Source organism: Mycobacterium nebraskense (assembly GCF_002102255.1).
Classification (GTDB): domain Bacteria; phylum Actinomycetota; class Actinomycetes; order Mycobacteriales; family Mycobacteriaceae; genus Mycobacterium; species Mycobacterium nebraskense.
Genome location: NZ_LQPH01000097.1, coordinates 1 through 12,303, shown reverse-complemented (window position 1 = coordinate 12,303; position 12,303 = coordinate 1). Strand labels below are relative to the sequence as shown.

The 12,303-nt window shown below is 61.7% G+C and carries 12 protein-coding genes; 10 read left to right on the top strand and 2 right to left on the bottom strand.

The features are described 5' to 3' along the window. Positions 1-714 precede the first annotated feature (714 nt). The 4 genes from AWC17_RS10165 (at position 715) to AWC17_RS10150 (ending at position 4,046) form a co-directional block, all read left to right on the top strand. On the top strand, positions 715-1,305 hold the full coding sequence (locus AWC17_RS10165) for a TetR/AcrR family transcriptional regulator (protein ID WP_007168385.1): 591 nt from the start codon (positions 715-717) through the stop codon (positions 1,303-1,305). 87 nt (positions 1,306-1,392) lie between these two features. After that, positions 1,393-2,694: a cytochrome P450 gene (locus AWC17_RS10160; protein ID WP_007168386.1), complete on the top strand. Its 1,302-nt coding sequence runs from the start codon at positions 1,393-1,395 to the stop codon at positions 2,692-2,694. Positions 2,695-2,705: 11 nt separating this feature from the next. Then, entirely contained in the window at positions 2,706-2,897 is a 192-nt protein-coding gene (locus AWC17_RS10155) for a ferredoxin (RefSeq protein WP_074021704.1), read from the top strand. 132 nt (positions 2,898-3,029) lie between these two features. Then, positions 3,030-4,046 carry an LLM class flavin-dependent oxidoreductase gene (locus tag AWC17_RS10150; protein WP_033717470.1) on the top strand — a complete coding sequence of 339 codons (1,017 nt, stop codon included), beginning with the start codon at positions 3,030-3,032 and terminating at the stop codon, positions 4,044-4,046. A 192-nt stretch (positions 4,047-4,238) separates the two neighbouring features. Here AWC17_RS10150 and AWC17_RS10145 read toward each other — a convergent pair whose 3' ends face one another. Beyond that, positions 4,239-5,108 (bottom strand): metal-dependent hydrolase, encoded by an 870-nt coding sequence (locus AWC17_RS10145; protein ID WP_033712834.1) that lies wholly within the window; start codon positions 5,106-5,108, stop codon positions 4,239-4,241. Between the two features lie 76 nt (positions 5,109-5,184). Between AWC17_RS10145 and AWC17_RS10140 the strand changes: the two genes are divergently transcribed. Beyond that, entirely contained in the window at positions 5,185-5,889 is a 705-nt protein-coding gene (locus tag AWC17_RS10140; protein WP_057969459.1) for a TetR/AcrR family transcriptional regulator, read from the top strand. A gap of 26 nt (positions 5,890-5,915) precedes the next feature. Here the strand turns inward: AWC17_RS10140 and AWC17_RS10135 are convergent, their stop codons facing one another. Beyond that, positions 5,916-6,584 (bottom strand): TetR/AcrR family transcriptional regulator, encoded by a 669-nt coding sequence (locus AWC17_RS10135; RefSeq protein WP_023900852.1) that lies wholly within the window; start codon positions 6,582-6,584, stop codon positions 5,916-5,918. 134 nt (positions 6,585-6,718) lie between these two features. Here AWC17_RS10135 and AWC17_RS10130 point away from each other — a divergent pair, with 134 nt between their 5' ends. From AWC17_RS10130 to AWC17_RS10110, 5 genes are all read left to right on the top strand, one after another. Continuing rightward, complete coding sequence (locus AWC17_RS10130) at positions 6,719-7,555, top strand: SDR family NAD(P)-dependent oxidoreductase (RefSeq protein WP_007168393.1); 837 nt, start codon at positions 6,719-6,721, stop codon at positions 7,553-7,555. Positions 7,556-7,573: 18 nt separating this feature from the next. Beyond that, entirely contained in the window at positions 7,574-8,497 is a 924-nt protein-coding gene (locus tag AWC17_RS10125) for a hypothetical protein (RefSeq protein WP_007168394.1), read from the top strand. Then, positions 8,494-10,140 (top strand): flavin-containing monooxygenase, encoded by a 1,647-nt coding sequence (locus AWC17_RS10120; protein ID WP_042909902.1) that lies wholly within the window; start codon positions 8,494-8,496, stop codon positions 10,138-10,140. Before AWC17_RS10125 ends, AWC17_RS10120 begins: the two co-directional genes overlap by 4 nt. Before the next feature lie 74 nt (positions 10,141-10,214). Then, positions 10,215-11,738 (top strand): flavin-containing monooxygenase, encoded by a 1,524-nt coding sequence (locus AWC17_RS10115; protein WP_007168396.1) that lies wholly within the window; start codon positions 10,215-10,217, stop codon positions 11,736-11,738. Further along, positions 11,735-12,303, top strand: a 569-nt coding sequence (locus AWC17_RS10110) for an alpha/beta hydrolase fold domain-containing protein (RefSeq protein ID WP_141224570.1), incomplete at its 3' end; no start/stop codon positions are given. The genes AWC17_RS10115 and AWC17_RS10110, both read left to right, overlap by 4 nt.

The following is a 12,303-nucleotide window of genomic DNA, read 5'->3' as shown; positions in this document are numbered from 1 at the left end:
CAGCCGGGTTCGGAGGGCGGGCCGGGGAAACGGATCGGTAGAAATGCCGACACCGCGCCCCGGTCCGACCCCTACACCTATCTGGGCTGCGGGGAGGGCGACATGTTCTTGTGCGCGATCCGCGACGAGCACTCGCGGCGGGCACTGGGTTGGGCTGTGGATGATCACATGCGCACCGAGTTGGTCACCGTGGCCGTGCAGCGGGGGGTGTTCGCGCGCGGTGGGCGCTGCGCGGGTAATGCTGGGACAACGTCGGCGCCGAGTCGCTGTGGTCGAGTTTCAAACAGGAATGCTACTACCGGCACACCCTACGCGACCAAAGCGGAATTGATTGCAGGAGTTGACAATTGGATGAACTTCTACAATAATCAACCAAGGCATTAAGCGATCGGGACGCGCTCACCTATCGACTACGAGCGGACGCTGAACCCTGTCGCGGAAGCAAGTTATCCGTGTCCATTTTTTCAGGGGAACCCCAGACTTCGATCGCGACGTTGGCATCAGCTCGAAGCGTGGCGGTCGCCAAGCCGATGTCGCGAGTTCCACCGGATGATGACAGTGCCATGGTGAGAAGTAGCGGAACCCGGACAGCCAAACCGGCGAAGTGCATTGTTGTCGGCGTGGTCCTCGATAGCCCCGACGGAACACTTGTGCAAGACGCATATCCTGCTCACCATGCCAACAGAGTCCGTTCGCCTCTCGTTTCGCCGGCATATGCGTGAGCAAGTCTTGAGGGCTGCCCGGACCCTCACTATCGAGAAGGGCTGGGATCGCGTTCGCATGGGTGAAGTCGCAGAGCTTGTCGGCGTGTCCCGCCCGACGCTCTACAAGGAGTTCACCGATAAGCAGGGACTGGGCGACGCGCTGGTTGTGGCCGAAGGCGAACGCTTCTTGAATGGCATTCACGCAGTTTTGGCACAACACGCCGGAGACGTCGGCGGGGGCATCACCGCTGCGGTGTCGTACACACTGAAGGAAGCGGAAGCGAGCCCGCTCTTGAAGGCGGTGCTGACATCGAACCGGCCTACGGACAGGACGGTCGCTGAGTCAACCGGTATGTTGCCGCTCCTGCCGACCTCTGCGTCGCTACTGGAGCTGTCCTCGGCAGCCCTCGTGACCTGGTTCAACGAGCACTTTTCAGGCCTGGACGCCAATGACGTCAATGATGTCGCCGATGCACTGGTAAGGCTGACGGTGAGTCACGTCGTGCTTCCGACCGCCGACGCCGAGACGACCGGGGAGCGCATCTCGCGGATCGCACTTCGCTATTTGGGCGTTCATTCCTCCGCAGGCGAGGCGCGTTAACACTAAGGATTTTATGTTCAAATGTTGACTCTGAAGGAATAATTGTAAACACTTGGAGTGGGGCCGCACGAACCTTAGGAGATTCTCATGATTGCCAGCACGACGTCCGCACTGAAAACGTCGGCGGAGCGGCGTTCAGCACGTCCATATGATTCTGCCGACTTGTCCTCGACTGCATTTTGGGCCGGCACCGCCGCCGACCGGGAGAAGACATACGCCGAACTGCGCAAACGTGCTCCCATCAGCTGGCACCCGCGAGTCGAGCACACCATGATCGACGACGGGAACGACCGGGGCTTTTGGGCTGTGGTTACGCATCCGTTGCTTGTCGAGGCGACCCGGCGACACGACGATTTCCTGTCAGGTCAGGGCATTGTCATGGAGTCGATCCCGCAGGAATTGCTCGACACCGCTCAAGGCTTCATTGCGATGGATCCGCCGCGTCATACCAAGATTCGACGATTGCTGGCATCCGCATTCACGCCGAAGCAGATGCGACTGATCCACCATCAGATCGAGGCCAACGCGAAGCGCGTCGTCGACGACCTGGCTCCACAGGGCAAGGCCGACTTCGTCGACGAATGCGCGGCGTTGCTGCCGATGCACAACATCTTCGACATGATGGGCGTGCCGGACTCGATGCGCCGCGACATCGCGTGGGAATCACGGTATGCCGGTGGGTGGAGCGACCCCGAGGTGATGGGCGACGACCCAGTCATACCTCGCCTTTTCCAAGCGATGGGATTCCTAGGCGACGGCGCCCGCGAAATCATCGCTGCACGTCGCCGGCAGCCCGAAGACGACCTCATGACGAACCTCGTTCAGGCTGAAGTGGACGGTGAAAAACTCACCGAAGATGAGATCGTCTCGTTTTTCATACTTCTCACGATCGCTGGGAACGACACCACGCGCCAAAGCACCAGTCATGCGATGAAAGCCTTGACCGACTTTCCCGATCAACGAGCGTGGCTGATGGAGGATTTCGACGGACGAATCAAAGGAGCGGTCGAAGAGTTCGTCCGGTGGGCCACCCCGATCATGACCTTCCGCCGAACGGCAGCTCGCGACTGCGACCTGGGCGGACAACAGATCACCGAAGGTGACAAGGTCGTACTTTTTTACAGCTCGGCCAACTGGGACACCACAGTGTTCACCAACCCGGAAAAGTTCGATTTGTCACGGGACCCCAACCCGCACGTGAGCTTCGGAGGTGGAGGTATCCACCACTGCTTGGGCAATCAGCTGGCGCGGCAGCAACTCGCCGCGCTCTTCCGGGAATTGCTGCACCGCCTGCCTGATATTGAAGTCTGCGGGCCACCCAGCTATACCGTTAGCACTTTCTTCCACGGGGTGAATCATCTTCCCGTCCGCTTCACCCCGACTACGTGAGGCAGCGTGGCATGAAAATCACAGTCGACCGCGATCGATGCTCGTCAATCGGGATGTGTGAAGGCCTGGCTCCCGACTTCTTCGAGGTCAGTAACGATGGGAAACTCCACATCCTGAATCCTGGGCCACCCGAATGTCACAGGGCACTGATCGAAGATGCCGTGGCGAGTTGCCCCACAGGCGCGCTCGCGTTGCACGATTGACAGACTGGCAGCAGCGAGATCCGGTGCAGCTGTTCGGCACTGGCTTCCGGCCGGTCCACGATGACTGCTCCTCGTCCAACGGGCTCGCCGACATCGCTCAGGAGCACAACACAACGCAATGGAGCCGCAGTAGTGAGTACCTTTGGACTCTCTGTCCTAGCCCCTGACCTTGCCGCGATGAAGGTCACCGCCACCGCGGCCGACCAGGCCGGGTTCGACGCGGTGTGGGCATCGGAGTTCTATACCCGGTCGGGATCCATCTCGATGGCGGCAATGGCCACCTCGACTGACAGGTGTCGCATCGGGTCGTCGATTCTCTACGGCGTCGGACGCAGCCCGCTGGTCTTGGCGACCGAGGCGCGCGATCTCGACGAACTGTCCGGCGGTCGCATCGTGCTCGGCATCGGCAACGGCACCAAACGGATGATGAGCAACTGGCACAGCGTCGCCGATACCAGCGCCCCCGCCCTGCGCGTCGAGGAACTCGTACCCCTTATTCGGCGCATCTGGAACCTGCACGAGGGACCAGTCCGCCACGAAGGCCGCTTCTACCAGATGAATCTCATCCCCAGCGGCCCGGTAGACCCGCCTGCGCGCGATATTCCGATCATCACCGCCGCGGTGCGCCCGCGGATGTGCGAAGCCGCCGGCCGGGTCGCTGACGGGCTGGCCGGGCATCCGCTCTTCACGACCGCCTACGTGGAGGAAGTCGTGCGGCCCGCGGTGGCCAAGGGCGCCGCACGCACCGGGCGCGATCCCGACGACGTCGAGATTGTGTCAATGGTCATGTGCTCCATCCACGACGACCCGGAAATCGCCCGTCGCGAGGTCGCGCAACAGATCGCGTTCTACGCATCAGTCAGAACCTACCAACCGCTGCTCGACTTCTGCGGATTCGCCAAACAGGGTGCCGTTATCCGAGAAGCCTTCGCACGCGGTGACTTTGCGGCCATGTTCGACGCGGTGACGGACGACATGATCGACGTGATGGGCGTCGCTGGCACCGCCAGCGAGGTGCGCGCCGGGCTGCGCCGCTACGAGGGGGTACTCGACCACATCATGCTCTACCCGCCGTCGGTGGGTATCGCACCTGAGCGGGTCGGCCAAAACCTCGGTGAGATGATCAAGCACTGCGCCCCCGGCCAGTAACATCCCGGTTCATGTAGGTGCGCCAGCGTCTGTGTCGACGACAACCCGCGGCGGTGAATGAGTCTCCCGTCTAATTCGAAATGACCGGTTCATCGACGGTGTGCTCCTGCCGGTACCGTAGGGATCGCCTTCGACGACGAGTTCGTAAGCCACCTAGTGCCAGTGCTTCTCTGCTCGCGCTCACCGTTGATGCTAGACGCGGCTCCCGATTCGCTGGGCGCCATCGGAGTCGAAGAGTTCTTTGGCCCAGCGTTCGAGGACTTCGGTGCTGTCCCAGTCGTCGGGGTGGAAGCCGGCGCGGGTGTAGGAACGGAAGCGCTGCACCGCGTCCGGGCTGAACAGTGGGGAACGACGGAAGGCTCGAAGGCTGCGCAGTAAGCGCAGTGGGTTGTAGGCTGCGCGGTCACCCGCCAGAGAGCGAGTGGTCTGGATGACCAACTCGGTGAACAAGATGACTGTGGCAATCCGCATTCCCCAGACCCTGGTGCGTTCGGTTCCACCGACCGTCTCGAAGACGTCGAAAGCGACGGCCTTGTGCTCGGATTCTTCTAAAGCGTGCCAGAGCAGAATCGGCCGGACCTCGGTGTCGCCGATCAGCTCTTGTGCCTCGTCGCTGGTCAGAATGATTTCGGCGAACGTCGCCGTGTAGTGCTCAAGGGCAGCCGTCACGGCCAGGCGCATCTTCGGAGAGAATCGCTTCTCGAGCCGGTCAACCAACTTCTTGATGTGCCGATCGATCCCGTCGGTCGGATAGCCCATCGCTTGGAGCCGCTCGTTAAGCAGCCGATGCTGGTGCCGGTGGGTGGCCTCCTGCGCGATGAATCCCTTGACCGCCTCTTGGAGGTCGGGGTCGCTGACCTGGTCACGGTACTGGCGCACCGATCGGATGAAGAAGTCTTCGCCCTCGGGGAACGTTGCCGACAAGGTAGAGACAAAGTGGCTCATCACCAAGTCGCCGTCGACGAAGTGCTGGCGACTGGTCCCAGCAGGCATTGCGAAACGGACACGGCGAGCCTTTGGCAGCACCCTCTTTGCTGGCCGTGTGGGCGACTCACTGGTCATGTGCTACTCCCATCTCCAAGCGGACCTCAATAATCTGACTTTATACCTAGTCAGATTTAGATGACAAACTGTGTCTATGCGTTCAGTCCGGGTGTATCGCGGAGTGTCTGCAGAGCAGCGCCATCAGCACCGGCGTACACGTCTCATCGACGCCGCTATCGAGCTGATCGGTACCCGAGGCGTGGCCGCCACCACCGTGACTGCCGTCTGCGCCGAGTCACGTGTCACCTCGCGTTACTTCTACCAGCATTTCTCCGACCGCGACGCGCTCTTGCGGGCCGTCTACCAGCAGCTCTATGCCACCTTCCAAGACGTAATAGTCCAAGCGATCCCAGACGCCGGCGCGCCACCCGACGTGTTGGCGTATGCCCCCATCCGCGCACTGGTCAACATGATCGAAGACGATCCTCGGCTGGCCCGCATTTTGTTCGTTGAATCCGCAACGGAGCCACTCCTTCGCGAGTTGCGGAGCCAATTGATGGCCGGTTTCGCCGACCTCGTGCTGCGCGAGGCCAGACTTCACCTGGATATCGCCGACTCTGCGGTGGGCGTCGCGCATCTGGCTTCAACCCTCGGTGTCGGAGGACTCTTCGAGGTTCTGCGCCGCTGGCTGGACGGCGAACTGGACTTCAGTACTGATGAACTCGTCCAACACTGCGCAGGTTTCCTGGGCAGCCTCGGCACCTACGTGCTGCTGCAGAACATAGGCGAGGCGCCGGTTCCTGAATCCGGGGCATCGGCAAACGCTCTATCGGCTCGCGGCCACGCCCGGCGATGCTGAGTGCGTGTCCGGTTTGACGCCCACGATCAGGACGGTAGCGTCCCGGGCACGTCATCGACGCTGAGCGCGTGCACCAGATAACGTTCAGCTAGGGTTTCGGCGAGCCGACTGGTGTGTTCGACGATCTCCTCCTGACTTACGTCGAGCAAGCCGGCATGCCAGGCGGTGATCAGCTCGACGAAGCCCCCAACCGCCACCAAGGTGTCCATGCGGAGCGCGGTTTCATCGGCATCCGGTCTCAGATGGGGCTTGCTCGCCGCGACCACGAGGTGCGTCGCCTCTTGCAGGGCAACAGCGCGCCGGTCTTGCAGCGGTGAGCTGCCCACGTGCTGGGTCAGCAAGATCTTTGCCCTGCCGGGATCTTGTGTGATGCGGTCGACCACCATAGAGATGGTCATGCGAATAGTCTCGAGGGGCGGCTGCCCGACGCGTTCTGCGAGGGTCGCGGAAACCTCACCGAGCATCTCGTTCCGTACCCCGTCCCAGGCGGCAACCAGCAACTCGTCGCGGGTCTTGAAGTCTTCATAGAAGTAGCGGTCGTTCAGGCTGGTCCGGGAGCAAACGCCCCTCATGGTGACTGCGGCCCAACCGCTTTCGCTCCAGATCTCGGTCGCGGCATCGATCAGACGCTGCCGACGTTCCGCGCGGCGTTCCGCGCCGGTACGCCCGCCCCATCGTTTCGCCTTCGTCCGCACATTTCCATCTTGACAAAGCAACGTAGGTCACACCAAACTGACGGCATGTGCCCACAATGGTGGCTGGTGCCACCAGTTGCTTTCGAGGCAGCGACGGAATCAACCGTCAGATCGCAGCAACGGCGGATACTCCGATGAGGCTGCTGCCGTTTGGGAATCCCCCCCGCCGGAGTGACCGTGCCGACGCGGTGATCACCGGTGCAGGCAGCGGCATTGGCCGCGCATTTGCCGTCGAGCTGGCGCGCCGGGGCGGCCGTGTGGTGTGCGCCGACATCGACGGCATTCGCGCCAAGGAGACAGCGGACCTGATCTCCAAGCTGGGCGGTCATGGCATCGGCGTTGTTTGCGACGTCTCAGACGAGCATCAGGTCCGGGATCTTGCCGATTCGGCCGAGAAGTGGTTCGGCGGCGCTCCCGGACTGGTGATCAACAATGCCGGAATTGGCGCTGGAGGCAACGTCGTCGGTGCGACATCCACGAGCGATTGGTCCGCGACGTTGTCGGTCAATCTGTGGGGAGTCATCCACGGCTGCGAAGTCTTTGTCCCGCGGCTCCGGGAACGTGGATTCGGAGGGCTCATCAACGTCGCGTCGGCGGCAAGCTTCGGTGCGGCCCCCCGCATGGCCGCCTACAACGTGAGCAAAGCGGGCGTACTCGCGCTGTCCGAAACCTTGGCAGCCGAGCTCAGCGGAACCGGCGTCACGGTGACCGTCCTATGCCCCACCTTCGTCAAAACAAATATCGTCGACAATCCACGCATCGAGGAATCGGCGGCCACGCTAGCCGCCAACTTGATGAAGTGGACCGGCGTATCACCAGAGTCGGTAGCACGAACCACCCTGGATGCGCACGACCGCGGCCAGCTATACGTCCTGCCGCAACTCGACGCCAAAATCCTCTGGCAGCTCAAGAGAACCATGCCGGGTACCTTCACCCACGCGATGGGACTCATCCAGCGAATAACGCGTTGACACAACCTAGGAGGAGACATGGCTTTCGAATACGGCGATATGCTGCAGACGATTAAAGACCGCCAGTGGGCGCTGGCCGACATCGACTGGGACGCACCGGGTGCCGAGTTGATCACCGACGAACAGCGCCCCAGCCTGAAACAGTTCATGTCAGACGTGGTATGGATCGAGCATGTCGGTGCCCGCGCTTTCGCGGCCATGGCCCCCAAGGCGCCGTTCGACGCGTTGGGTGAGATTTACAGGTATTTCCACGCCGAAGAGCAGCGGCACGCCAACGTGGAGCTCGCTCTCATGCATCGCTGGGGGATGCTCGAGGAGGGCGAGACTCCGGTGCCGAACAAGAACATCCGGCTGGTCATCGAATGGCTGGACCGATACGCCGAAGCACTTCCGTTGACGGTGATCGGTGCTGCCATACCGGCTTTAGAAACCGCTCTGGACGGAGCACTGTTGAAGTTTTTGGTGGACGAGGTGTCAGATCCCGTGTGCGGCGAAGTTTTCGCCAAGGTCAACAGCGACGAGTCTCGCCACCTGGCGGTGGGTTTTCAGGTGCTCAACGACCTGGGCGCCAGCCCAATGAGGATCCATGCGATTCAGACGGTGGGAGCTCTTATCGACCCGAGGGTACTTACCGGTGCGTTGCTTTACATCCCGCTGCTGACCCGGATGCTGATAAACCTGAACGCCTGGGGCCTGTCCGAGGAAAGGCTGTACAACGCAGTCACCCGCTACTCGAACGTCGGCGATCGCAGCGAGCACACCCGCCGTGTTCCCCCCTATCACATCCTCAAGGCCCATATGTCTGCCACGATCAAGCACTCCCAACCGCTGCACTTCATCTCGCAGCGCCTCGGTAGGGTGATCGACCACTTCCCCACGCAAGTGCTCGGCAAGACGCCGTCATGGACTGATGAGCTGACCTATGAACCGGTGGCCAGATGAGCGACACGACCAGTGTTCTGATCATCGGAGCCGGCTTTGCCGGACTTGGCACGGCGATCCAACTACTCAAGCGGGGTATCGACGATTTCGTCATCCTGGAGCGCGCGGGCGAGGTCGGAGGAACCTGGCGTGACAATAGCTATCCCGGTGCCGCCTGCGACATTCCGTCATTGTTGTATTCGTACTCCTTCGAACCAAATCCGGACTGGTCGCGTGCGTACTCGGGAAGCAGCGAGATACTCGCCTACATCAAGGCCATGGTCGACAAGCACGCGCTGGCGCGCTTCATCTGTTTCCACGTCAACGTGACCGGCCTGGCGTTCGACGAAGACAGCGGCACGTGGACCGTCGAAACGGATGGCGGGTCAAGCTACCGGTCGCGCACGGTGGTGATGGCAAGCGGCCCACTGGCCAATGCAAATTTTCCTGACATTCGCGGACTGCACAGCTACGCAGGCCACAAAATCCACAGCGCGCGCTGGGATCACGACTATGACATGAGCGACAAACGTGTTGCGGTAATCGGTACCGGGGCGAGCGCGGTGCAGATTGTTCCGGAATTGGTGAAGACGGCGCGATCAGTCAAAGTGTTTCAACGGACGCCCGGTTGGGTGCTTCCCCGGCCTGATTTTCCGCACCCCAGTGTTGCCAAGGCCGCGTTTGGTCGGCTACCGATTCTGCAGAGCGCCGCTCGCCAGGCATGGTTTTGGGCGCACGAAGTCATGGCCGTCGGCATGGTGTGGAACACCCCGGCCACTACCGCCATCGCCTGGGCGGCCAAGGCGAACCTTCGTCGCCAGGTGAAAGATTCGTGGATGCGGCGACAACTGACGCCCGACTTCCGGCCCGGCTGCAAGCGCATGCTGATGACCAGCGACTACTATCCGGCTCTCCGACAGAACAATTGCAAACTCATCACCTGGCCGATCGCGACCATCTCGCCCATCGGCATTCGCACCGCGGACGGCATCGAACACGAGGTGGATTGCATCGTATTCGCGACCGGCTTCGATGTGTGCAAGGCCGGCACACCGTTTCCCATCACCGGCGTGGACGGTCGAAAGCTTGCGGAGGAATGGTCTAACGGCGCCTACGCCTACAAGAGCGTCAGCGTCTCAGGCTATCCCAACCTCTTTTTCACCTTCGGGCCGAATTCCGGGCCAGGACACAACTCGGCCTTGGTCTACCTGGAAGCGGAGATCCGCTACATCGTCGACGCCATCGGCATAATCATCGAAGGCGGTATTCAGACCTTCGACGTCAAAGAGGACCGGCAGAACAGCTATCACGCCCAACTCCAGCGTCGGCTTGCCGGCACGACGTGGAACTCCGGATGCAAGAGCTGGTACCTCACCGAAGACGGCTATAACGGGACCATGTATCCCGGCTTCGCCACCCAATTCGCCCGACAACTAGCGAGGGTCGAGCTCGACGATTACTCGATGAGTTCACAGCCCCCTCCCCGCAAGAAGCCCAGGCGGGCGCGGCCCGAGTTGGCCGCGGAGAGTTCGCACGGCGCAAGCAAAGGAGGACGGCAGCGCAACGACGATCGCGTGTCCGTCGACAAGCGCGAAGGTGTTCGTTTCTCGGCGCAAACCGCTTCACCCGAGGCAGCATCACCGCGGATGGTGGATCGTGCTTGAGCCGCGACTGGCTCCGGCTAGGCAGTCGGCGACAGGTGCCTGGCATCAGCCCCCAGATAAGCCAGAAGGACGGTATGGACCACAGCGATAAGCACCGCTTCGAAATCATCGTGATCGGTGCAGGATTCTCCGGGATCGGAATGGGGATAAAACTCCTGAAAGCCGGCTTTTCGGACTTTCTTATTGTCGATGAGGCAGACGACGTAGGCGGAACGTGGCATTGGAACACCTATCCGGGCATCGCCGTCGACATTCCGTCGTACAGCTACCAATTCTCCTTCGAAAAACGGTCGTCATGGTCGCGGACGTATGCGCACGGCAACGAGTTGAAGGACTACGCAAGACACTGCGCGCACAAGTACGGTCTTAGCCCACGAATCCGCTTCGCCGTCAAGGTGACTGAAGCTTGGTTCGATGAGGACGCGACCCTGTGGCGCTTGCACACGGCCGCAGGACAGGACCTATCCGCGCGCTTCGTGATCAACGCCTCGGGCGTCCTGACACGCCCCAAGCGGCCGGATATCTCCGGTGTCGATGATTTCGGCGGGATCACCATGCATACATCCCGCTGGGACCACAACGAAGACATCGCCGGCAAGAGGGTGGCTGTCATCGGAACGGGCGCGTCGGCAGTGCAGTTGATCCCGGCAATCGCGAAAGACGTCAAGGCGCTGACCGTGTTCCAGCGCACACCGATCTGGTGCCTGCCGAAACTGGACTTCCCGGTGCCGCGGCTGGCAAGAGGGTTCCTCAAATACGCTCCCGGCGGACAACTCGCGGCGCGCGCAGCGAGTCAAACCTTCGTCGAAGTCACGTTCCCTGTCGCCGCTCACTTCCACACCGCCATTCCCTTGGCGTCACTCATCGAGCGTGCCGCGTTGCGGTACATGCGCAGCCAGGTGACCGACCCCGCCGTCCGTCAAAAACTGACCCCCCGTTACGCGCTCGGGTGTAAGCGCCCAAGCTTTCACAACGAGTACCTGGCCACATTCAACCGAGACAACGTCCACCTCGAGACCAGTCCGATAAGCCACTTCGATGCCGCCGCCGTCCACACCGTCGACGGCCGATCGCACGAGATCGACGTCCTCATCCTCGCCACAGGCTTCAAAGTGATGGAACCGGAGAACATGCCGACCTATTCGCTCAGGGGGATCGGTGGACTCGATCAAGCCAAGTGGTGGGACGAGAATCGGCTCCAAGCGTACGAAGGCGTCAGCGTGCCCGGATTCCCCAACCACTTCTCCATCTTCGGACCCTATGGATACAACGGTTCCTCGTACTTCACGCTCATTGAAGCCCAGACCAGGCACATCGTGCGATGCCTTCACCATGCGCGGTCCCGGCACGCCAACTACGTCGAAATAACCCGGCAAGCCAACGACCGCTTCTTCGCCGAAATGCTCAAACGCCGCCACCGCCAAGTCTTTTGGCAACCCAGCTGCGCAACCGCCAATAGTTACTACTTCGACAAACACGGCGACGTACCGCTACGCCCGACGACCACCCTCGAATCTTTCTGGCGTAGTCGCACCTTCGACCTTGGTGACTATTCGTTCGAGCGGCGCACCACTGAAAAGGTACTTAGCTCATCGTGACAACCCTTTACTCGGAACAGCATCCGAGCACGGCAAGTTATCTCATCGCGACGTCGGCCCGCGGGATCCTGCGCCCACTGACGCAAGCACTACCGTCTAACCAGTACGGGCTCGCGGTAATGGACCGGGTGCTTCGGGCGGCGCTCATTGCGTCCCGCCCGCGGCGCGGATTGCGAGTTGAACAGGTCGACACCGTCTTTGCTGGCGATCGGGTGAGAGGCGACTGGATCGTTGCCCCGGACGTCGACCCGGACGGGCCGCCGATTCTCTATATCCACGGCGGCGCCTTTTCCATGTGCTCCCCGCAGACCCATCGTGGTCTGCTAGGCGAACTGTCTGCCGCGTCGCTCAGGCCGGTGTTCGCCGTCCGCTACCGCCTGGCTCCGCGATACCCGTATCCCGCGGCCGCCGACGACGCACTGAGGGCCTACCGGTGGTTGACCGGCTCTGAAGAATCGGCGTCAAACCGCACGGTGGCGATCGCGGGAGATTCGGCGGGCGGCCAACTCGCCGTCGCGACCTCGTTGGGCGCGCTCGCACATCGCTCCCCGCCGCCCGATGGCAT